Source organism: Pseudomonas sp. GL-B-26, assembly GCF_019947405.1.
Classification (GTDB): domain Bacteria; phylum Pseudomonadota; class Gammaproteobacteria; order Pseudomonadales; family Pseudomonadaceae; genus Aquipseudomonas.
On the sequence record NZ_JAGYGJ010000027.1, the window covers coordinates 22,713 to 45,480 of the forward strand.

Genomic DNA, 22,768 nt, shown 5'->3' on the forward strand with positions numbered 1-22,768 from the left:
TTAATGAGCTTCCCCAGCCTTCAATCCCGCAGGCAACGCCTTGGTCAGCAACACCGCAATCATGCTGACCCCCAGCGCAATCCCGACAAAGTGAAACGCATCGTTGTAAGCCATGATCGACGCCTGCTGATGCGCAATTTCACTGAGCTTGCCCAGCGCTGCCGTCTCACTGCCAAACCGGTCCGTCAGCGACGCCATGCGCTCGGCCACCTGCGGGTTGGTCGGCACAATCGCTTCACGTAAATAATCAAAGTAAGTCTTGGTTCGTGCATCCAGCAACGTGGCGAGGAGGGCGATGCCAATCGCGCCGCCGAGGTTGCGCAGGATGTTGAACAGGCTCGACGCCGACCCCGCGTCTTGCGGCAGAATGTACGCCGTGGCGATCAGCGAGATGGTCACCATGATCAGCGGCTGGCCCAGCGCGCGGATGATCTGGATCTGATTGAACTGCGGCCCGGCGAAGTCCGGGTTCAACACCCCCGATGAAAAACTCGCCAATCCAAACAGCCCGAAACCCAACGTGCACAGCCATTTCGGCGAGACGTACTTCATCAGCTTCGGCACCAGCGGAATCAGAAACAGCTGCGGCACGCCCATCCACATGATCACTTCGCCGATCTGCAAGGCGTTGTAGTTCTGGATCTGCGCCAGGTACAGCGGCAACAGGTAGATCGAGCCGTACAATCCGACTCCCATCCCGACACTGGAAATACTCGATAATCCAAAGTTGCGATTGCGCAGGATGCCGAGGTTGATCAGCGGATTGGGCTTGGACGTCTGCACGATCACAAAGGTGATCAGGCTGACTAGCGCGATGCTGCCCAGGGTTACGATCAGGCTGGATTCCAGCCAGTCCTTGCGATGGCCTTCCTCCAAAAACACCTGCAAACAACCGAGGCCGACGCCCAGCGTGAGAATGCCCAGGTAGTCGGTGCTTTTCAGCAGTTCCCAATGAGCTTCTTTCTTCTCCAGGCCGTACATCAGGCCGGCGATCATGATCAGCCCCGGCGGAATGTTGATGTAGAAGATGTATTCCCAGCCCCAGTTCTCGGTCAGCCAGCCACCGAGGGTCGGGCCGATGGAGGGCGCGAATGTTGCGGTCATGGCAAACATCGCCATGCCTTTGGCGCGGTGATGTTCGGGGAGTTTGATCAGCGTGAGGGTGAATGCCAGCGGGATCAGCGCGCCGCCGGTGAAGCCCTGCAAGGCACGGAAGACGATCATGCTTTCCAGGCTCCAGGCCATGGAGCAGAGCAGGGAGGCCGCGAGAAATCCGAGGGACACCCACACTGCCAGCCGTCGCGCCGAGAGCAACTGCACCAGCCACGCCGTCAGCGGGATCATGATGATTTCCGCCACCAGGTACGAGGTGGAAATCCACGAGCCTTCTTCCAGGGTGGCCGACAGCGCGCCCTGAATGTCCTTGAGCGACGAGTTGGTGATCTGGATGTCGAGCACCGCCATGAAGGCGCCGAGCATCACGCTCATCACCGCGATCCAGTCCCGCCGGGTCGGTTCGCCGACCGGTCGGATCAGTTGATCACCGGCCATCGTCAGGCGTGTCTTTGATGTTCACTTTAGCGGTGACCGACATGCCCGGACGAATTTTGCCTTGCAGCGGATTGTCCGCGGCGAAGGTCAGTTTTACCGGAATCCGTTGTACGACTTTGGTGAAGTTGCCGGTGGCATTGTCCGGCGGCAACAGGCTGAACTGCGCGCCCGAGGCGGCAAACAGGCTGTCGACTCGCGCATCGATTGGCATGTCGCTGTAGGCGTCAAAGATCAGTTCGGCTTTTTGGCCGGGCTGCATATGACCAATCTGGGTTTCCTTGAAGTTGGCCTGAATCCAGATGTCCTGATCCGGGACGATCGACATCAGGTAAGCACCTGTCTGCACATACTGGCCTTCGCGGGCGGCGCGCTGGCCGATCAGGCCGCTGATGGGCGCGTGGATTTCGCTGCGGGTCAGGTTCAGCTCGGCCTGGGCCAGATCGGTTTTGGCGTTGGCGATCATGGCGTCGAGGCGTTTGATCTCGGCGCTCAGTGAGTTGATTTGTTGGCGCTGACTTTGGGCGTCCGCCTGGGCCTTGGTCACTTGCGAGCGGGCGATGTGGTTGTCGGCGGAGAGGGTGGTCACCCGTTCTTCCGACACGTAGCCGGGTTTGCGCAGGGTTTGCGCGCGAGACAAGTCGATCTGCGAGCGGCCGAGACTGGCCTGGCTGGACGCGACTTGCGCGTCACTGGCGGCAATCAGGCTGGCTTGCTGAGTGAGTTTGCTCTGGGCTTGCAGGCGTTCGGCCTGGCGGGTCGCGAGGGTAGCGTTGGCGCGGTCGACGGCGAGGTGGAAGTCATCGCCTTCGAGCTCGATCAGCAACTGGCCTTTCTCGACGTGCTGGTTGTCCTGCACCAGCACCTGATCGATGCGCGCGCCCAGTTGGCTCGACACGCGGGTGATCTCGCCCTGGACATAAGCGTTGTCGGTGCTTTCATAGAATCGCCCCTTGAAGAACCACTGGGCGAAAAAGCCCCCGGCAATCAGCAGGACGAGCAGCAGGAAAATAGACAGGCGACGCTTGAGTTGGGCAGGCATGGGCAGACTGTAGTCGAGAAATTGTAAGGAAAGTTATCAGTGGTCAAATCTGGCATACAGCGAATGATGGGTAAATGCCATCGGCTGATAATCGGCCATTCACCAAGGCTAGAGCCCGTTGTAGACGCAACCTTGGCTTAAATGCCCTGCTCACTGGAGCCGGGCGGGCAACGCCTGTTACCATTCGCCCTTTGTTTTATCTTCATTTCGAGACTTGCCATGACCACCGTCCGCACTCGCATCGCGCCATCGCCTACCGGGGATCCCCACGTAGGTACCGCTTACATCGCTTTGTTCAACTACTGCTTTGCCAAGCAGCACGGCGGTGAGTTCATCCTGCGGATCGAAGACACCGACCAATTGCGTTCGACCCGCGAGTCCGAACAACAGATTTTCGACGCCCTGCGCTGGTTGGGTATCGACTGGAGCGAAGGCCCGGACGTTGGCGGCCCGCACGGCCCTTACCGTCAGAGCGAGCGTGGCGACATCTATCAGAAGTACTGCCAGCAGTTGGTCGAAATGGGCCACGCGTTCCCGTGTTTCTGTACGGCCGAAGAGCTGGACCAGATGCGCGCCGAGCAAATGGCCCGCGGCGAAACCCCGCGTTACGACGGCCGTGCGCTGTTGCTGTCCAAGGAAGAAGTCGATCGTCGTCTGGCAGCCGGCGAGCCGCACGTGATCCGCATGAAAGTGCCGAGCGAAGGCGTTTGCGTGGTGCCGGACATGCTGCGTGGTGACGTCGAGATCCCATGGGATCGTATGGACATGCAAGTGCTGATGAAGACCGACGGTCTGCCGACGTACTTCCTGGCCAACGTGGTCGATGACCACCTGATGGGCATCACCCACGTTCTGCGGGGCGAAGAGTGGCTGCCGTCGGCGCCGAAACTGATTCTGCTGTACGAGTACTTCGGTTGGGAGCAACCGCAGCTGTGCTACATGCCGCTGCTGCGTAACCCGGACAAGAGCAAGCTGTCCAAGCGCAAGAACCCGACCTCGGTGACGTTCTACGAACGCATGGGCTTCATGCCGGAAGCGATGCTCAACTACCTCGGGCGCATGGGCTGGTCGATGCCGGACGAGCGTGAGAAGTTCTCGCTGCAGGAAATGGTCGATAACTTCGACCTGAGCCGCGTCTCCCTCGGCGGGCCAATTTTTGACGTCGAGAAGCTGTCGTGGCTCAACGGCCAATGGCTGCGTGACCTGCCGGTGGAAGAGTTCGCTTCGCGCCTGCAAACCTGGGCGCTGAACCCGGAATACATGATGAAGATCGCGCCGCACGTGCAGGGTCGGGTTGAAACGTTCAGCCAGGTTGCACCGCTGGCCGGTTTCTTCTTCGCCGGTGGCGTGAACCCGGACGCCAAGCTGTTTGAGTCCAAGAAGCTGTCGGGCGATCAGGTGCGTCAGTTGATGCAGTTAATCCTGTGGAAGCTGGAAAGCCTGCGTCAGTGGGAGAAGGACAGCATCACCGCAACGATTCAAGCGGTGGTCGAATCCCTGGAGCTGAAGTTGCGTGACGCCATGCCGCTGATGTTTGCCGCGATCACTGGCCAGGCCAGTTCGGTATCGGTGCTCGATGCGATGGAAATCCTCGGTCCGGACCTGACCCGTTTCCGTCTGCGCCAGGCGATCGACCTGCTGGGCGGCGTGTCGAAGAAGGAAAACAAGGAGTGGGAAAAACTGTTGGGCAACATCGCCTGATCCACTCCGTTCCCGTGTAGCAGCTGCCGAAGGCTGCGTTGGGCTGCGCAGCGGCCCTTTGTGGCCGCTACACATTCTGTCTGAAAGGGCAGGGTGGCCGAATCGCGAGTGCTGCGCACTCGAACGCAGCCTGCGGCAGCTGCTACTGGGACGGATATGGCCTCGGATTTATGGGGTTCGGCGGTAAGTGATTGTTATGTCGGCAAAAAACTTTGAAATATTTTAAAAATAAGTTTGACAGCCTTCCGATGCGCCATTAAGATTCGCCCCGTCCTCAGCGATGAGGGGCTATAGCTCAGCTGGGAGAGCGCTTGCATGGCATGCAAGAGGTCGACGGTTCGATCCCGTCTAGCTCCACCAATTTACACTTCAAGGTCTGGCCACACCGGCCTTGAAGCGATCAACACTCAGCGTTGATCTGTTGTATAGAAGGGTTTGCGTCCCCTTCGTCTAGTGGCCTAGGACACCGCCCTTTCACGGCGGTAACAGGGGTTCGAGTCCCCTAGGGGACGCCAGTTTTACAGAAGCGATGTTGCAAAATGTCGCTCCGCCGCGAGGCGAAAAATCCGGGGCTTTAGCTCAGCTGGGAGAGCGCCTGCATGGCATGCAGGAGGTCAGCGGTTCGATCCCGCTAAGCTCCACCAATTTTACAGTTCAAGGTCTGGCCACACCGGCCTTGAATCGATCAGCTCTCAGCACTGATCAGTTGTATAGAAGGTTTTGCGTCCCCTTCGTCTAGTGGCCTAGGACACCGCCCTTTCACGGCGGTAACAGGGGTTCGAGTCCCCTAGGGGACGCCACGATTACCCGCTCTGCGGGATTTTATAAGGGTCATTCAATTATTGAATGGCCCTTTTGTTTGTCTGGCGTTTGGCCAAATCCCCTAATTCTTTCAAACTGTTCTTCAGACCAGCGGTCACATCCACGACTTGCGTAAAATTATTATGAGAATAATATTCTAGTCGTAATATTCGGAGGCAACGATGAACGATAAAAAAGCTCAAACCCGCGAACGCATCCTCAAGGCTGCCAGCGCAGCGCTGATTCAGCGCGGCCCGGCCGAACCGAGCGTGGGCGAAGTGATGGGCGCGGCCGGCCTGACCGTCGGCGGCTTCTACGCGCACTTCGAAAGCAAGGACGCGATGATGCTGGAAGCGTTCAAGCAACTGCTCGGTCACCGTCGTGGCTTGATCGCCGACATGGACGCCGAATTGACCGGCGAAGAGCGTCGCGCGTTGGTCGCTGCATTTTATCTGTCTCGCAAACACCGTGATTCCTCTGAGTCAGCCTGCCCGATTCCGGCTTCTGTCGGTGAGCTGGGGCGCCTGCCGGACGCGTTTCGCGTGGCGTTGAATGAACATGTGGAAATGATGGTCGCGCAGTTGGCGGCCAGCCCGGAAGACACTGATAAAGCCTTGGCCGACATGGCCTTGATGGTCGGTGGTTTGGCTTTGGCTCGCGCGTTGGGGCCAGGAGAGTTGTCCGATCGATTGCTGCGCGCCGCCAAGTCTGCGGTGCTGTGACCTAAAGGTATTAGCCTGAGGAGTGAAAGCGATGAGCACGTTGAAGTGGGTTCGTGGCGTTAATGGCACCTTGGGCTGGTTCGCACCGAAACTGGTCGCGAGCAAAATGCGACTGGCATTCATGACGCCGCGGGAACTGCCACCGCGCGATTGGGAATTACCGCTGCTGGCGAAGTCCGAGCGAATCACCCTGCGCTTCGGCCTCTCGGCGCTGCGTTGGGGGCAAGGCCCCGCCGTGTTGCTGATGCACGGTTGGGAAGGCCGGCCGACGCAGTTTGCCAGCCTCATCACCGCGTTGGTCGATGCCGGTTACACCGTGGTTGCGCTGGACGGTCCGGCCCACGGTCGCTCGCCGGGTCGCGAAGCCAATGTAGTGCTGTTCGCCCGGGCCATGCTTGAAGCCGCTGCCGAGTTGCCGCCGCTGCAAGCCGTCATCGGTCATTCCATGGGCGGCGCCAGTGCCATGCTCGCCGTTCAGTTGGGCTTGCGTACCGAAACCCTGGTCACTATCGCTGCCCCGGCGCGGATTCTCGGCGTGTTGCGCGGTTTCGCGCGCTATGTGCGGCTGCCGCCGAGAGCCCGCTCGGCGTTCATTCGTCAGGTCGAAAGAGACGTCGGCATGCGCGCTGCTGCGCTGGATGTCGCGCACTATCAGCTCGACATGCCCGGCCTGATCGTTCACGCCGAAGATGATAACTACGTTCCGGTCAAGGAATCGCAGCTGATCAACGAAGCCTGGTTCGACAGCCGTTTACTGCGCCTGGAAGAGGGTGGTCATCAACGGGTGCTGGCTGACCCTCGGGTGATCGAAGGCGTTCTCTCGTTGCTCGCCGGTCGCAGTCTGCAATCGCGCCAATCGGCCTGAGCATCCGTTACACTGCCCCGGTGAAAATTTTCTGACCGGGAGTGGGGCATGGGCTGGGATCGGGCAACGCCATTTATCATTGATCTGGAAGTCGGCGCAGAGGACATCGATGGGCTGGGTCACGCGAATAACGCGGTGTACGTGACCTGGCTCGAGCGCTGTGCCTGGCGCCACTCCCAGCGGCTTGGCCTGGACCTGGTCGAATATCGTCGACTGGATCGGGCGATGGCGGTGGTGCGGCACGAGATCGATTACCTGGCGGCCGCCTATGAAGGCGATGAGTTGCAATTGGCGACATGGATCGTCGATTGGGACCAACGTCTGAAAATGACCCGCCACTTCCAGTTGAAGCGCCCCAGCGACAACACCACGTTGCTGCGGGCCCAAACCACCTTCGTCTGCATCGAACTGTCGACCGGCAAGCCCAAGCGCATGCCGGCGGAGTTCATCGAGGGTTATGGCCCTGCACTGCAACTCCCGGCCTGACTGTCCCTTGTAGGAGCTGTCGAGTGAAACGAGGCTGCGATCTTTTGATGTTGTCTTTGAAGTGCAAGATCAAAAAATCGCAGCCTCGTTTCACTCGACAGCTCCTACACGGGCTAAACCTGTAAACTGCCGCACGTTTTTCGTTGAGTGTGTTTTTCATGCAAATTGCTTTGGCGCCCATGGAGGGGTTGGTCGACAACATCCTGCGGGACGTGCTGACCCGTGTGGGCGGTATCGATTGGTGCGTGACCGAGTTCATTCGGATCAACGACCAGCTGCTCACGCCTGCCTATTACCACAAGTTCGGCCCCGAACTGTTGACCGGCGCCCGCACCGCGTCCGGCGTGCCGCTGCGGGTGCAGCTGCTCGGTTCCGATCCGGTGTGCCTGGCGGAAAATGCTGCGCTGGCCTGCGAACTGGGTTCCGAGGTCATCGACCTCAACTTCGGCTGCCCGGCCAAGACTGTGAACAAGTCCCGTGGCGGCGCCGTCCTGCTTAAAGAACCTGAGCTGCTGAACCAGATCGTCGAACACGTGCGTCGCGCCGTTCCGGCGCACATTCCGGTGACTGCCAAGATGCGCCTCGGTTTCGACAGCCCGGACGGTGCGCTGGTGTGTGCCACGGCCCTGGCCGAAGGTGGCGCGGCACACATCGTGGTTCACGCACGGACCAAAACTGACGGCTACAAGCCGCCAGCCCATTGGGAATGGATCCCCCGAGTGCAAGATGTCGTCAAGGTGCCGGTGTTCGCCAATGGCGACATCTGGAGCGTCGAAGACTGGCGTTGTTGCCGCGAAATCAGCGGTGTCGAGGACATCATGCTCGGTCGCGGCCTGGTGTCGCGCCCGGACCTGGCACGGCAAATCGCAATGGCGCGAGCTGGTGAGGACGTCGTCGAGATGACCTGGGCCGAGTTGTTGCCGCTGATTCAGGACTTCTGGTTGCAAGCCAAGGCGCAGATGACGCCACGCCAATCGCCGGGTCGCTTGAAGCAGTGGCTGGCGATGCTGACCCGCAATTATCCCGAGGCGGTCGAGCTGTTCACCGTCCTGCGTCGCGAGACCGAACTGGATCAGGTCTCACGTTTACTGGGTCTTCAGGTGTCCGAAGCCGCCTGAAAAAATCTGTAAATAATCTCTTGAAAAGCAATCCAAACGCATCCCGATCAACGGGACGCAAAAGCCAGCGCTGTAGCACTAAGGCAGAGCAATGAAAAGGGCGCCACTGGCGCCCTTTTTTGTGCCCGTCATCTCGAACTTAACGCACGTTCCGTAGCAGCTGCCGAGCAGCGCGAGGCTGCGTTCGGCTGCGAAGCAGTCGTAAAACCTGCAAGCGAGTTTTAACTGAAACACCGCGTCGTCTGAATCAACGACTGCTTCGCAGCCGAACGCAGCCTCGCGCTGCTCGGCAGCTGCTACAAGAGTTTCATGCGCTTCGGCGTTATTTGAGGAGCTTCTGGAAGTCCTCCACCGGCAGCGGCGGGCTGTGCAAATACCCCTGATAAAAATGGCAGCCCAGCCCCTGCAAGAATTCCAGCTGCTCCGGCGTCTCTACCCCTTCGGCAATCACTTTCAATTCCAGGCTACGGGCCATGGCAACGATGGCGCGGATGATCTCGGCGTCGTTGGGGTCGGTGGTGGCGTCGCGGATGAACGATTGGTCGATTTTCAGGGTGTCGACCGGCAGACGCTTGAGGTAGGTCAGCGAGGAATAACCGGTGCCGAAATCGTCCATGGCGAAACTCACGCCGAGTTTTTTCAGGCTACGCATTTTGTTGATGGTGTCTTCCAGGTTCTGGATCACGATGCCTTCGGTGATTTCCAGTTTCAGCAGCGAGCAGGGCAGACCGTGGCTGGCGAGGCTGTGTTCGATGCGTTCGACAAAGTCATTCTGACGAAATTGCCGTGGGCTGATGTTGACGCACAGGCTGAAGTCGAGCGGGTCTATCAGGCCCTTGGCAATCAGCTGCCTGAAGGCGGCGCAAGCTTCATCGATGATCCATGTGCCGACTTCCAGAATCAGGCCGCTGTCCTCCAGTACCTTGATGAACTCGGTGGGCGATTGCGCGCCGAGGTCCGGATGGTTCCAGCGCACCAGCGCCTCGGCGCCGACGATGCGGTCGTTCCGGGCGTCGACCTGAGGCTGGTAGTGCACGCGGAACTCACCCCGGGAAAGGGCCAGGCGCAGGTCGGTTTCCATGCGCAAGCGTTCGCTCGCCGCCTTCTGCATGGTGTTGTGGTACATCTGCGCGGTGTTGCGGCCCGAATCCTTGGCCCGGTAGAGGGCGATGTCGGCGCGTTTGAGCAGGTCGGTCGGGGTCGAGCCGTGATCGGGAATCAGCGCGATACCGATGCTCGGGGTTACTTGCAGGCGTTGTCCGTCGAGGAACATCGGCTCCGACAGCAGTTCACGCAAGGTGTCCGCCAGTTGCAGGACTTGCTCGCTGACGTCGTTGCGCGAGCCTTCGAGCCCGCTGAGCAGCACCACGAACTCATCACCGCCCAAACGCGCGACGGTGTCTTCCATGCGCACGCTGGCTTCGAGGCGCGCAGTGATGATTTTCAGCACCGTATCGCCCACCGGATGACCGAGCGAATCATTGATGTGCTTGAAGTGATCAAGGTCGAGAAACATCAGGGCGCCACGCAGGTTGTGGCGCTTGAGCAGGGCAATCTGCTGACTCAGGCGATCCATCAGCAGGGCGCGGTTGGGCAGGTTGGTCAGCGGGTCGTGGTAGGCCAGGTGACGGATCTGCGCTTCGGCGTTTTTCAGCAGGCTGACGTCCCGCGCGGTCAGCAGCAGGCAGGCGGTTTCGTTGAGGGTGATCGGTTCTACCGACACTTCGACGGTCAGCAACTCGCCGCGTTTATTGCGTCCGAGCATTTCCTGATGAAGTACCCGACCCTTGATCTGGAGTTCGGCGAGCAGCGCCGAACGTTGTTTTTCCTCGGCCCAGATGCCGACCTGATACACCGTGCGACCAACCACTTCATCAGCGCGGTAACCGGTCAGGCGGCAAAAGCCATCGTTAACCTCCAGATAACGCCCGGTGTCGCGCTCGGTGATGGTGATGGCGTCGGGGCTGGAGTGGAACGCCTTGGCGAACTTCTCTTCGCTGGCCTTGAGCGCGGCTTCCGAGCGTTGCTGCTGAGTGATATCGCGCAGGGTGGTGACAACGCACGGCTGGTCACCGACGCTGATCTGGCGGCTGGAAATCACGCAGGTCAGGGCTTGCCCGTCTTTGTGCTGAACGAGGATCGCCACGTTGTTCAGACCCTGTTCGCGGATGACCTGCTCGATGCGTCGCAGGCTTTGCGCCGATGCGTCCCATAGACCGATTTCGTCGGCGCCGCGGCCAATCACGTCGGCGGCGCTCCAGCCGAAGGTCTGGGTGAAGCTGGAGTTGATCTCGATAAATTGGCCGGTGTCCTGACGGGTCACGCAAATCGGGTCCGGGCTGACCTGGAACAGGGTGGCGAACTTCTCTTCGGACGCTACCAGCAGCTGCTCACGTTCCACCTGATCGGTAATGTCGAGCAGGGTGCCGGCCATGCGCAGCGGGACACCGTTTTCATCGCGATAGAGTCGGGCGCGGCTTTCCAGGAAGCGCGAGCTACCGTCCGGCAGTTGCACGCGGTAGGTCAGTTGATAATTGCCGGCAGGGCCTTCTCGGAGGCTGCGATAGGCATCGCGCATGGTGTCGCGCTCTTCGCCGGGCACGCCTTCGAAAAACTCGTCGAAGGATTCATGGAAAGGTATGGGGTCCAGCCCGTGCAGCTGGGCGGCGCGTGCCGAGCCGTAAAGCATGCCACTGGGAATGTGCCAGTCCCAGGTGCCGAGTTGCGCGGAATCCAGCGCCAGGTCGAGGCGCTCCTGGCTGTCTTTCAGGGCATGTTCGGCGGCTTTGCGTTCGGTGGTGTCAAGGAACGTACTCAGCAGATAAGGCTGGCCTTCGAGCTCGACCTTTTGCGCGCTGAGGATTCCGTCGTGGATCTGGCCGTTGCTGGCACGAAATTGCACCTCCATGCTGACCAGTTCGCCCTTGGCCTTGGTGGCTTTGACGAGTTGCGCCCGTTGCTCCGGATGCACCCAGAGGCCCAGTTCCAGAGTGGTGCGACCAATAGCGTTCTGCACTGGCCAGCCAAACAGGCTTTCGAAATACTGGTTGGCTTCGCTGATCAGACCGTCTTCCTGGCGAGTCAGCAGCACCATGTTCGGACACAGGTGGAACAGCGTGGCGAAGCGTTTTTCCGAGCTGCTCAACGCCTGTTCGCGCTGGCGCTGGTGGGTGATTTCACGGATGACGCCAATCATCCGTGGTCGACCGTGTTTGTCCGGCAGCAGACTGCCGTTGATCTCAAGCCAGTGCAGGCTGCCGTCGGGCCAGCGGATGCGGTGATGCATTGCCTGTTCCAGCGGGGCGCCGGCGATCACCGCGTCGAAGGCGCGAATGGTTTTCGCCCGATCCTCTGGCGGCAGCAAGTCGAGGTATTCCAGATCCGCCGGCAGCGGTTGCCGGGGATCGAAGCCGAACAGCGCCTGAGTCCCCCGCGACCAGCTGATCTGCCCACGTTCAATGTCCCAATACCAGGCGCCCAACCGTGCACCGTTAAGGGCGGCCAGCAATTGTGGGGCGCTTTCCCAGCTCTGCTCGGACCGTTTTGGGTCAAGCGCCTGTATACGCGGCATCGGCGGAATACGGTCAACAGATTTCGGCATTGGCAAGCCTTGGCTGAGTGGGGTATCAGTTTCAGTGACTCGAGGCTCTATAGGAGTAGCACAGCTTAGCCGAGAGTCCCTGGCAGATCGATTTGCGCATCCAGCAAGGCCATGAAGGCCCGTGCCGCATTCGACAGCGTCCGCTCTGTGTGCAGGATATAGCCTAGCTGGCGAGTCAGTTGTATGCCCGGTAAAGGAATTCTCGCAACCTGATCATCAAGCATGGTGCGCGGCAACACGCTCCAGGCCAGGCCGATCGAGACCATCATCTTGATGGTTTCCAGGTAATTGGTACTCATGGCGATGTTCGGCGTCAGGCCTTGAGCTTCGAACAGACGCCGGACGATGTGGTGAGTAAAGGTGTTGCCGCCGGGGAATACCGCCGGGTGCAGGGCGATGTCCGCCAGGCTGACCGGGCCGTGGCTGATCAGCGAGTGCTCCGGGGCGACCACGAAGTCCAGCGGGTCGTCCCACACCGGCGTGGCCTTGACCAGTGCGTGGGGCTCCGGCGCCAGGGTAATGACCGCCAGTTCGGCGCGGCCATGGAGGATTTCTTCGTAGGCCACTTCCGAATCTAAGAACTGAATATCCAGCGCCACTTGCGGGTAACGTCGGGTGAACTCCCTTAATAAGGGGGGTAAGCGGTGCAGGCCGATGTGGTGACTGGTGGCCAGGGTCAGGCGGCCGCTCACTTCGCCGGTCAGGTTGGTCAGGGCGCGGCGGGTGTCGTCCAGCACATTCAGAATCTGATAGGCCCGTGGCAGCAAGGCGCGTCCGGCCTCGGTCAGGCTGACTTCACGGCCCAGGCGATCGAACAGGCGCACCTTCAATTGCTGCTCCAGTCCGGCGATACGCTTGCTGATGGCCGGTTGCGTCAGGTGCAGCCGTTCGCCAGCGCCAGAGAAGCTGCCGCTCTCGGCAATCGCGATAAAAGCATTGAGGTTGGCGAGGTCCATTGCGGTATTCCAGTTGGTTATCCAAAGCATGAAAAATATGAATTTGAGTTATTTAATGTAACCCCCTAGGATCGACCTCACAAGCCAAGGGGTTATTGAATCTCTCAAGATCCAGGGCATAGAAACACGCTGATGAGGACCGTCTGATGGCCGGCAAAACGCTTTACGACAAGCTTTGGGATTCCCATGAAGTGAAACGGCGCGACGATGGGTCGTCGCTGATCTATATCGACCGCCACATCATCCATGAAGTGACATCGCCCCAAGCTTTCGAAGGCCTGCGACTGGCCGGGCGCAAGCCTTGGCGCGTCGACTCGATCATCGCCACCCCGGACCACAACGTACCGACCACTCCTGATCGCAAGGGCGGCATCGAAGCGATTACCGATCAGGTCTCGCGCCTGCAGGTTCAAACCCTCGATGACTATTGCGACGAATATGGCATCACCGAATTCAAAATGAATGACGTGCGTCAGGGCATCGTCCACGTGATTGGTCCGGAGCAGGGCGCCACCTTGCCGGGCATGACCGTGGTCTGCGGCGACTCGCACACCTCGACCCACGGCGCGTTTGGCGCATTGGCCCACGGCATCGGGACTTCCGAGGTCGAACACGTGTTCGCCACGCAATGCCTGGTGGCGAAGAAAATGAAAAACATGCTGGTGTCGGTCGAGGGCAAGTTACCGTTCGGCGTGACCGCCAAGGACATCGTGCTCGCCGTCATCGGCAAGATCGGCACCGCCGGCGGTAACGGCCACGCCATCGAGTTCGCCGGCAGCGCCATTCGCGATTTGTCCGTCGAAGGCCGCATGACCATCTGCAACATGTCCATTGAAGCCGGCGCGCGTGTGGGCCTGGTGGCTGCCGACGAAAAAACCGTGGCTTACGTCAAGGGCCGTCCATTTGCCCCGAAAGGCGCGGAATGGGACATGGCGGTCGAAGCCTGGAAAGACCTGGTGTCCGACGCCGATGCGGTGTTCGACACCGTGGTCGAGCTCGACGCCACTCAGATCAAGCCGCAAGTCAGCTGGGGCACTTCGCCCGAGATGGTCCTGGCGGTTGATCAGAACGTGCCGGACCCGGCGAAGGAAATGGACCTGGTCAAACGCGGTTCCATCGAGCGCGCCTTGAAATACATGGGTTTGAGCGCCAACCAGGCGATCACCGACATTCAACTGGACCGCGTCTTCATTGGTTCCTGCACCAACTCGCGGATCGAAGACTTGCGTGCTGCGGCGGTGATCGCCAAGGGCCGTAAAGTCGCTTCGACCATCAAGCAAGCCATCGTGGTGCCGGGCTCGGGCCTGGTGAAGGCGCAAGCCGAGGCCGAAGGCCTGGACAAGATTTTCCTCGAAGCCGGTTTCGAGTGGCGTGAACCGGGTTGCTCGATGTGCCTGGCGATGAACCCGGACCGTTTGGAGTCGGGCGAACATTGCGCGTCGACCTCCAACCGCAACTTCGAAGGGCGTCAGGGCGCCGGTGGCCGTACGCACCTGGTCAGCCCGGCCATGGCCGCGGCGGCTGCCGTCCACGGTCGTTTCATCGACGTTCGCGAACTGATCTGAGGAAACGCACATGAGAGCTTTTACCCAACACACCGGTTTGGTCGCGCCATTGGACCGTGCCAACGTCGACACCGACCAGATCATTCCGAAGCAGTTCTTGAAGTCGATCAAGCGCACCGGTTTTGGTCCGAACCTGTTCGACGAATGGCGCTACCTGGACGTGGGCTATGCCTACCAGGACAACTCCAAGCGTCCGCTGAACAAGGATTTCGTGCTCAACGCCGAGCGTTATCAAGGCGCCAGCGTACTGCTGGCCCGCGAGAACTTCGGTTGCGGCTCCAGCCGTGAACACGCGCCGTGGGCGCTGGAAGAGTACGGTTTTCGCAGCATCATTGCGCCGAGCTACGCCGACATCTTCTATAACAACAGCTTCAAGAACGGCTTGCTGCCGATCATCTTGAGCGACGCTGAAGTGGATGAGTTGTTCCAGCAGGTCGAGGCGAATCCTGGCTACGAGTTGACGGTTGATCTGCAAGCCCAGACCGTGACCCGGCCTGACGGCAAGGTCTACAGCTTTGAGCTTGACGAGTTCCGCAAGCATTGCCTGGTCAACGGCCTGGACGACATCGGCCTGACCTTGCAGGACCACGAAGCGATTGCGGCGTTTGAAGCCAAACACCGTGCGAGCCAGCCTTGGTTGTTTCGCGACGTTTGATTTTGCGTAAGGCGACATGACGCCATCGCGAGCAAGCTCGCTCCCACATTGGATTTGCGGCGTACACAAAATCCCTGTGGGAGCGAGCTTGCTCGCGATGGCGGCACCCCAGGCAACACAAGACTCACCCCAAAAAGGAAGTCCATATGACCAGCAACGCCCAGCACAGCCAAGTCGTACAAAAGCAATTCGGTGAACAAGCCTCGGCCTATCTGAGCAGCGCGGTACACGCTCAGGGCACCGAATTTGCGCTGCTACAGGCTGAACTGGCAGGGCAGGGCGATGCTCGTGTGCTGGATCTGGGCTGCGGCGCTGGTCACGTGAGTTTTCACGTGGCCGCGCTGGTGAAAGAAGTGGTGGCCTACGATTTGTCGCAGCAGATGCTCGACGTGGTGGCCGGTGCCGCCGTCGATCGCGGTCTGACCAACGTGTCCACCGTGCTGGGCGCCGCCGAGCGCCTGCCCTTCGCCGATGGCGAATTCGATTTCGTCTTCAGCCGTTATTCGGCGCACCATTGGAGCGATCTCGGCCTGGCCCTGCGAGAGGTTCGTCGGGTGCTGAAGCCGGGCGGCGTGGCGGCGTTCATCGACGTGTTGTCACCGGGCAGTCCATTGTTCGACACTTACCTGCAAAGCGTCGAAGTGCTGCGCGACACCAGCCATGTGCGCGATTATTCCGCCGGCGAGTGGTTGCGTCAGGTCAGCGAAGCGGGGTTGCATACCCGCAGCACCACCCGTCAACGGCTGCGCCTTGAATATACCTCCTGGGTCGAGCGCATGCGCACGCCCGAGGTGATGCGCGCGGCAATCCTCGAGTTGCAGCAATCGATGGGCAATGAAGTACGCGAATATTTTGAGATTGAGGCCGATGGTTCGTTCAGTACCGATGTGCTGGTGCTGATGGCTGAGCGATAAGCTCTGAACGATAGAATTTTTCCCGGCTAACCCGTGACCCACGGGCGCACCGACTGATGACATGAGGAAAGCATGAGCAAGCAGATTCTGATTCTCCCAGGCGACGGTATTGGCCCGGAAATCATGGCCGAAGCGGTCAAGGTGCTGGAGCTGGCCAACACCAAGTACAGCCTGGGCTTCGAGCTGAGCCATGACGTGATCGGTGGCGCTGCCATCGACAAGCACGGCGTGCCGCTGGCTGACGAAACCCTGGAACGTGCACGCGCGGCAGACGCTGTACTGCTCGGCGCCGTGGGCGGCCCGAAATGGGACACCATCGAGCGTGATATCCGCCCTGAGCGCGGCCTGCTGAAAATCCGTGCGCAACTGGGCCTGTTCGGCAACCTGCGTCCGGCGATCCTGTACCCGCAACTGGCCGAGGCTTCGAGCCTGAAGCCTGAAATCGTTGCTGGCCTGGATATCCTGATCGTCCGTGAACTGACCGGTGGTATCTACTTCGGCGCGCCACGCGGTACCCGCACCCTGGAAAACGGCGAGCGTCAGGCTTACGACACCCTGCCGTACAGCGAAAGCGAAATCCGCCGTATCGCCCGTGTCGGTTTCGACATGGCCATGGTGCGCGGCAAGAAGCTGTGCTCGGTGGACAAGGCCAACGTGCTGGCCTCCAGCCAGCTGTGGCGTGAAATCGTCGAACAAGTGGCCAAGGATTACCCTGAAGTCGAACTGAGCCACATGTACGTCGACAACGCCGCCATGCAGCTGGTGCGTGCACCGAAGCAATTCGACGTGATCGTCACCGACAACCTGTTCGGCGACATTCTTTCCGACCAGGCGTCGATGCTCACCGGTTCCATCGGCATGCTGCCGTCGGCGTCGCTGGATACCAACAACAAAGGCATGTACGAGCCGTGCCACGGTTCGGCGCCGGACATCGCTGGCAAGGGCATTGCCAACCCGTTGGCGACCATTCTGTCGGTGTCGATGATGCTGCGTTACAGCTTCAATCTGCAGGATGCGGCCGATGCGATCGAGAAGGCCGTCAGTCTGGTATTGGACCAGGGCTTGCGCACTGGCGACATCTGGTCGGCCGGTTGTACTAAAGTCGGTACGCAGGAAATGGGTGACGCAGTAGTCGCCGCGCTGCGGAATCTGTAATCTCTCGGGCCCGCTGCAACTTTCACTCTTGAAAGCAGCGGCCCACTTTTTAAAGAAGGTGTAGTTGCGATGAAACGTGTAGGTCTGATCGGTTGGCGCGGTATGGTCGGTTCCGTGCTCATGCAGCGGATGCTGGAAGAGCAGGATTTCGATCTTATTGAGCCGGTGTTTTTCACCACTTCCAATGTCGGTGGCCAAGGCCCGTCCGTGGGCAAGGACATTGCTCCGCTCAAGGACGCTTACAGCATTGATGAGCTGAAAACCCTCGACGTGATTCTGACCTGCCAGGGTGGCGACTACACCAGCGAAGTTTTCCCGAAACTGCGCGAAGCCGGCTGGCAGGGTTACTGGATCGACGCCGCTTCCAGCCTGCGCATGCAGGATGACGCGGTGATCGTGCTGGACCCGGTGAACCGCAAGGTTATCGACCAGCAGCTCGACGCAGGCACCAAGAACTACATCGGCGGCAACTGCACCGTCAGCCTGATGCTGATGGGCCTGGGCGGTCTGTTCGAAGCCGGTCTGGTCGAGTGGATGAGCGCCATGACTTATCAGGCGGCCTCCGGTGCCGGCGCGCAGAACATGCGTGAACTGATCAAGCAAATGGGCGCGACCCACGCCGCTGTCGCTGATCAACTGGCCGACCCGGCCAGCGCGATCCTCGACATCGACCGCCGTGTGGCCGAAGCCATGCGCAGCGACGCGTACCCGACCGAAAACTTCGGCGTACCGCTGGCCGGCAGCCTGATCCCGTGGATCGACAAGGAGCTGCCGAACGGTCAGAGCCGCGAAGAGTGGAAAGCCCAGGCCGAGACCAACAAGATCCTCGGTCGCTTCAAAAGCCCGATTCCGGTCGATGGCATCTGCGTGCGTATCGGCGCCATGCGCTGCCACAGCCAGGCGCTGACCATCAAACTGAACAAAGATGTACCGATCGCCGATATCGAAGGGCTGATCAGCCAGCACAACCCTTGGGTCAAACTGGTGCCGAACAGCCGCGAAGCCAGCATTCAGGAACTGAGCCCGACGAAAGTCACCGGCACCCTGAACGTACCGGTTGGCCGTCTGCGCAAGCTGAACATGGGCACGCAGTACGTCGGCGCGTTCACCGTTGGCGACCAACTGCTGTGGGGCGCGGCCGAACCGCTGCGTCGCATGCTGCGGATCCTGCTTGAGCGTTGATCGGTTGAAGTAATAAAAGAACCCGTGCCTTGAAAGAGGTGCGGGTTTTTTTATCCCCGACAGTCTGAAATTCATCGGTTGCCTGATCGGCCGCCTTCGCGAGCAAGCCCGCTCCCACATTTGAAATGCATTCCAAATGTGGGAGCGGGCTTGCTCGCGAAGGCGGCGGTTGAGGCGCCGCAAAGTCCCGGCAGAATTGCCTGCATGCCAACCACCCGGTAAAGTGCCGCTCCCCCCGTTTCGCCAGAGGTAGAACCATGAGCCAGTCCTTTGATATTGCCGTGATCGGCGCCACCGGTACTGTCGGCGAAACGCTCGTGCAGATTCTCGAAGAACGCGACTTCCCGGTGGGCAATCTGCACCTGCTCGCCAGCAGCGAATCGGCCGGGCATTCGGTGCCGTTTCGCGGCAAGAACGTGCGGGTGCGGGAAGTCGATGAGTTCGACTTCAGCAAGGTCCGGCTGGTGTTCTTCGCTGCCGGCCCGGCGGTAACCCTGAGTTTCGCTTCGCGTGCCACGGCCGCCGGTTGCTCGCTGATCGACCTGTCCGGCGCGTTGCCGGCTGATCAGGCGCCACACGTCGTGCCTGAAGCCAACGCTCAGGTGCTGGCCGGTTTGAAAAAACCGTTCCAGGTCAGCAGTCCAAGCCCTTCGGCCACCACGTTGGCGGTAGTACTCGCGCCGTTGCTCGGTTTGCTCGACCTGCAACGCATCAATTTGACCGCCAGCCTGGCCGTGTCTGCCCAGGGCCGCGAAGCCGTCACCGAGCTGGCACGGCAAACGGCCGAGCTGCTCAATGTGCGTCCGCTGGAGCCGACCTTCTTCGATCGGCAGATGGCCTTCAATTTGCTGGCGCAAGTGGGCAAGCCAGATGATCAGGGTCACACGCTGCTGGAAAAACGCCTGGTACGCGAGCTGCGTCAGGTCATGGCGCTGCCTTTATTAAAGATTTCCGTCACTTGCATTCAAGCGCCGGTGTTTTTTGGCGATAGCTTTAACGTGACCTTGCAGTCATCGAGCGACATCGACCTGGCAAAAGTCAACGCCGCCCTGGAAGACGCGCCCGGTATCGAGTTGGTGGAAGCCGGCGATTACCCGACGCCGGTAGGCGATGCGGTAGGGCAGGACGTGGTCTACGTTGGTCGGGTTCGCAGCGGGATCGACGACCTGTCGGAACTTAATTTGTGGCTGACGTCAGATAACGTACGCAAAGGTGCCGCGCTCAATGCTGTGCAGGTGGCTGAATTGTTGATAAAAGACCTGCTGTAAAAGATACTTGGCAACAATTTGTCGAATGAATCCAGCCGGGCGCTATGCTTGGCCGGACTGCTGAAGGCGGGCTCCCTCCGGGGCTTTGCGTGGCATGAATGAAATGATCGCGCGCGACGACTCTTCGCCGCCGCGCGCAATGCCTTACGGCAGCGACTATCAACACCTTCTCGCTGGCCGAGGAATGTTCAAACAAAGGATGAGGCTATGGTTCAAGTTCGCAAACTGGTGTTAGCAATAGCGGCCGCCTCGGCGCTGTCCTCCGGTATGGCGCATGCCCTCGGGCTTGGGGAATTGACCCTGAAGTCGACGCTGAACCAGCCCCTGGTGGCAGAAATCGAGTTGCTCGACGTCAAGGACCTCACCGCTGCCGAAGTGGTTCCGAGCCTGGCTTCGCCCGCAGATTTCGCCAAGGCCGGTGTCGACCGCCAGGCGTTTCTCAATGACCTGACCTTTACCCCGGTGCTCAACGCCAGCGGCAAAAGCATCCTGCGTGTGACCTCCAGCAAACCGCTCTCCGAACCCATGGTGAAATTCCTGGTTCAGGTGATGTGGCCCAACGGTCGCCTGCTGCGCGATTACAGCGTGCTGCTCGATCCGTCCAAATTCTCGCCGCAAACCGCTGATGCGGCTGCGCAGCCTGCACCGACGCAAACCGTCACCGCACCGGTGACCGGTGGCACCAAACCAACCCAGTACACCACCGCGCCGCGCGATACCCTGTGGGAAATCGCTGCGAAAACTCACACTGGCGGCTCGGTCCAGCAAACCATGCTGGCCATCCAGGCGTTGAATCCGGATGCCTTTATCGACGGCAACATCAACCGGTTGAAAGCCGGTCAGGTGCTGCGTCTGCCGGATCAGGCGCAGAGCAGCAGCCTGCCGCAACCAAAGGCCATTGCTGAAGTCTCCGCGCAGAACACCGCGTGGCGTCAGGGTCGTCGCTACGTGGCGAAGCCCGGGACCGGACAGCAGCAGCTCGATGCCACCAAACGCGCTCGCGGCGAAGGCCCTTCGTCGCAAACGGCGACAGACAAGCTGAGCCTGGTCTCTGCCGAGTCCGGCAAGGCCGGTGGCAAAGGTGCCGCGGGTGATGCCAAGAATTTGAGCAACAAGCTGGCCGTGACCCAGGAAAGCCTCGACACGACCCGTCGTGACAATGCCGAATTGAAAAGCCGCATGACCGATCTGCAAAGTCAGCTGGACAAGCTGCAACGCCTGATCGAACTGAAGAACAATCAACTGGCCAAGTTGCAGGCTGAAGGTGCGGCGGGTGCGCCGGCACCAGGTGCGACCGCTCCGGCAATGTCAGCCGAACTCGCAGCCAATCCTGATGCAACGCCTGCACCTGCGCCTGAGGCCACTCCGGCTCCGGCCGAGAAGCCAGTCGAACTGACGCCAGCAGCATCCGACGATCAGCAATTCAAAGAACTGCTGACCAATCCGTGGCTACTGGGTCTGGCAGGTGGCGGTGCCGTGGTGGCGCTGTTCCTGCTGCTGTTGCTGGCGCGTCGCCGCAAAGCCCAGCAAGAAGCCGAGAAGCATTTGCGCATGGCTCGTGACTTGGCCGAGGAGCAGGCGTTCTCCGCTGAACTCGACCTGCCAAAAGGCATCTTCGACGACCTGGAAGTGCCGCCGCCGAGCGTGAAGCTCGCTACCGCGCAAGCTCCAACGCCTGCACCAGCCCCAGCCCCAGCGCCAGTCATTGCTCCGGTTGTGGTAACGCCGCCGATCGCCGCGCCACTGGTATCGCCTGCTGGCGAACGCGACGACGACGTACTGAGCAAGGCTCAGTCGCACATCACCGCCGGTCGTCTGAATCAGGCGGCTGCCTTGCTGGAAGACGGGATCAAGCAAGAGCCGCAACGCAGTGACCTGCGCCTCAAGCTGATGGAAGTCTACGGTCAGCAAGGCGACCGCGATGCATTCGTTGCCCAGGAACGCCAACTGGTGGCCAACGGTGACAACTTTGCTCAGGTCGAAAAACTCAAGAGCCGCTTCCCGGCCATGGTCATTGCCGCAGCCGGTGGTATCGCAGCCGCTGCGATCGCTGCCGAACTGGACGCGCAATACGTCAAGGACCTGCTGCTGGACGAGCCTGAAGCGCCGGCACCGGCAGTGCCCGATGACTTCGAAAGTGCCTTCGATTTGAGCCTGGATGATCTGGAATCCGCCACTCCGGCAGTGGTTGCACCAGAGGTAGAAGCAGTTGCAGAGCCCGATGACTTCGACAGTGCCTTCGATTTGAGCCTGGATGATCTGGAAGCTGCCTCTCCGGCAGTGGTTGCACCAGAACCAGAACCAGAACCAGAGGCAGAGTCCGATGACCTCGACAGTGCTTTCGATTTGAGCCTGGATGATTTGGAAGCTGCCTCTCCGGCAGTGGTTGCACCAGAACCAGAAGCAGAAGCTGAGCCACTGTCTGTGGCTGAGCTGGACGAGTTCCCGCGGGACGACGACCTGAGCTTCGAGTCGGTGTTGCAGCAGCAGGCCGACATCAAGGAAAACCTCGGTGACCTGTCGGACTTCGACCTGGATATGGATCTCGGTGGGGATGCCTCGCCGGCGACCCTGGCCGAAGACGACTTCCTGTTGAGTTTGGATGAAGGCGTCAAGGATTTGGATTTACCTGTCGCTGAAGCGCAGGCTGTTCCCGAGGTTGCGCTGGACGATCTGGAGCTGCCTGCCGATTTCGACCTGTCGCTGGCTGACGAAATGGACGCGCCAGAAACGCCAGAGGCTCCGGACGCGTTTGCGGCCGAACTGGATGACGTCAACGCCGAACTGGATCGTCTGTCCCAGAGTCTTGGCGAGCCGAGCTTCACGGCGGAAGACGCCATGGTCTCCGCAGCTGACGAGCCGGAATTCGATTTCCTTTCCGGCACCGACGAAGTCGCTACCAAACTCGATCTGGCCCAGGCCTACATCGACATGGGCGACGCCGACGGCGCCCGGGACATCCTCAACGAGGTGGTGACCGAGGGTGATGCAGGTCAGAAGAGCGAAGCCAAGGAAATGCTTTCGCGTCTGGCTTGATTGATCGGTAAGGCGTAAACAAAAACGGCAGCCCATTGAGGCTGCCGTTTTTGTTTCAGTCCACGATCAACCCAGCCCCGGCAGGCCACAAACAACACGCGCCTCTGGCGTCCCGGTCCGGCGGCCTTATAATGCCCGCCTTTGCGTACATCA

General features: G+C 60.2%; 16 protein-coding genes and 4 tRNA genes. 16 read left to right on the forward strand and 4 right to left on the reverse strand.

What is annotated here, in order from left to right:
- Positions 1-1,491 carry an MDR family MFS transporter gene (locus KGB23_RS18210; RefSeq protein WP_223432109.1) on the reverse strand — a complete coding sequence of 497 codons (1,491 nt, stop codon included), beginning with the start codon at positions 1,489-1,491 and terminating at the stop codon, positions 1-3.
- A gap of 49 nt (positions 1,492-1,540) precedes the next feature.
- Positions 1,541-2,590 (reverse strand): HlyD family secretion protein, encoded by a 1,050-nt coding sequence (locus KGB23_RS18215; protein ID WP_223432070.1) that lies wholly within the window; start codon positions 2,588-2,590, stop codon positions 1,541-1,543.
- 219 nt (positions 2,591-2,809) lie between these two features.
- On the opposite strand from KGB23_RS18215, the gene gltX reads away from it, so the two are divergent.
- The 9 genes from gltX to KGB23_RS18260 all read left to right on the forward strand — a co-directional run bounded on the left by gltX (position 2,810) and on the right by KGB23_RS18260 (position 8,283).
- Positions 2,810-4,291, forward strand: coding sequence for a glutamate--tRNA ligase (gltX, locus tag KGB23_RS18220; RefSeq protein ID WP_223432071.1), 1,482 nt, complete (start codon positions 2,810-2,812; stop codon positions 4,289-4,291).
- Positions 4,292-4,575: 284 nt separating this feature from the next.
- Positions 4,576-4,651, forward strand: a tRNA-Ala gene (locus KGB23_RS18225).
- A gap of 79 nt (positions 4,652-4,730) precedes the next feature.
- Positions 4,731-4,806 (forward strand) — tRNA-Glu (locus tag KGB23_RS18230).
- Between the two features lie 53 nt (positions 4,807-4,859).
- Positions 4,860-4,935: transfer RNA gene (locus KGB23_RS18235), tRNA-Ala, on the forward strand.
- A gap of 80 nt (positions 4,936-5,015) precedes the next feature.
- A tRNA-Glu gene (locus KGB23_RS18240) sits at positions 5,016-5,091 on the forward strand.
- A 183-nt stretch (positions 5,092-5,274) separates the two neighbouring features.
- The gene (locus tag KGB23_RS18245; RefSeq protein WP_008028313.1) at positions 5,275-5,814 is read left to right on the forward strand and encodes a TetR/AcrR family transcriptional regulator; all 540 of its coding nucleotides are present in this window, start codon (positions 5,275-5,277) and stop codon (positions 5,812-5,814) included.
- 31 nt (positions 5,815-5,845) lie between these two features.
- The gene (locus tag KGB23_RS18250; protein WP_223432072.1) at positions 5,846-6,679 is read left to right on the forward strand and encodes an alpha/beta fold hydrolase; all 834 of its coding nucleotides are present in this window, start codon (positions 5,846-5,848) and stop codon (positions 6,677-6,679) included.
- A 48-nt stretch (positions 6,680-6,727) separates the two neighbouring features.
- On the forward strand, positions 6,728-7,165 hold the full coding sequence (locus KGB23_RS18255; RefSeq protein ID WP_046047743.1) for an acyl-CoA thioesterase: 438 nt from the start codon (positions 6,728-6,730) through the stop codon (positions 7,163-7,165).
- A 158-nt stretch (positions 7,166-7,323) separates the two neighbouring features.
- The gene (locus KGB23_RS18260) at positions 7,324-8,283 is read left to right on the forward strand and encodes a tRNA dihydrouridine synthase (RefSeq protein WP_223432073.1); all 960 of its coding nucleotides are present in this window, start codon (positions 7,324-7,326) and stop codon (positions 8,281-8,283) included.
- Positions 8,284-8,605: 322 nt separating this feature from the next.
- Here KGB23_RS18260 and KGB23_RS18265 read toward each other — a convergent pair whose 3' ends face one another.
- Positions 8,606-11,884, reverse strand: a complete 3,279-nt coding sequence (locus tag KGB23_RS18265; protein ID WP_223432074.1) for an EAL domain-containing protein — start codon at positions 11,882-11,884, stop codon at positions 8,606-8,608.
- A gap of 65 nt (positions 11,885-11,949) precedes the next feature.
- On the reverse strand, positions 11,950-12,840 hold the full coding sequence (locus tag KGB23_RS18270; RefSeq protein ID WP_223432075.1) for a LysR family transcriptional regulator: 891 nt from the start codon (positions 12,838-12,840) through the stop codon (positions 11,950-11,952).
- Between the two features lie 146 nt (positions 12,841-12,986).
- Between KGB23_RS18270 and leuC the strand changes: the two genes are divergently transcribed.
- The 7 genes from leuC to KGB23_RS18305 all read left to right on the forward strand — a co-directional run bounded on the left by leuC (position 12,987) and on the right by KGB23_RS18305 (position 22,615).
- Positions 12,987-14,405, forward strand: a complete 1,419-nt coding sequence (gene leuC, locus KGB23_RS18275; protein WP_008151269.1) for a 3-isopropylmalate dehydratase large subunit — start codon at positions 12,987-12,989, stop codon at positions 14,403-14,405.
- A gap of 10 nt (positions 14,406-14,415) precedes the next feature.
- Positions 14,416-15,060, forward strand: coding sequence for a 3-isopropylmalate dehydratase small subunit (gene leuD / locus KGB23_RS18280; RefSeq protein ID WP_046047740.1), 645 nt, complete (start codon positions 14,416-14,418; stop codon positions 15,058-15,060).
- A 146-nt stretch (positions 15,061-15,206) separates the two neighbouring features.
- Complete coding sequence (locus KGB23_RS18285; protein WP_223432076.1) at positions 15,207-15,974, forward strand: class I SAM-dependent methyltransferase; 768 nt, start codon at positions 15,207-15,209, stop codon at positions 15,972-15,974.
- 72 nt (positions 15,975-16,046) lie between these two features.
- The gene (gene leuB / locus KGB23_RS18290; protein WP_223432077.1) at positions 16,047-17,129 is read left to right on the forward strand and encodes a 3-isopropylmalate dehydrogenase; all 1,083 of its coding nucleotides are present in this window, start codon (positions 16,047-16,049) and stop codon (positions 17,127-17,129) included.
- Between the two features lie 69 nt (positions 17,130-17,198).
- Positions 17,199-18,311 (forward strand): aspartate-semialdehyde dehydrogenase, encoded by a 1,113-nt coding sequence (gene asd, locus KGB23_RS18295; protein WP_033061853.1) that lies wholly within the window; start codon positions 17,199-17,201, stop codon positions 18,309-18,311.
- Positions 18,312-18,568: 257 nt separating this feature from the next.
- Positions 18,569-19,579, forward strand: a complete 1,011-nt coding sequence (locus KGB23_RS18300) for an aspartate-semialdehyde dehydrogenase (protein WP_223432078.1) — start codon at positions 18,569-18,571, stop codon at positions 19,577-19,579.
- A gap of 207 nt (positions 19,580-19,786) precedes the next feature.
- Positions 19,787-22,615: a FimV/HubP family polar landmark protein gene (locus KGB23_RS18305; RefSeq protein ID WP_223432079.1), complete on the forward strand. Its 2,829-nt coding sequence runs from the start codon at positions 19,787-19,789 to the stop codon at positions 22,613-22,615.
- The last annotated feature ends 153 nt before the right edge of the window (positions 22,616-22,768 follow it).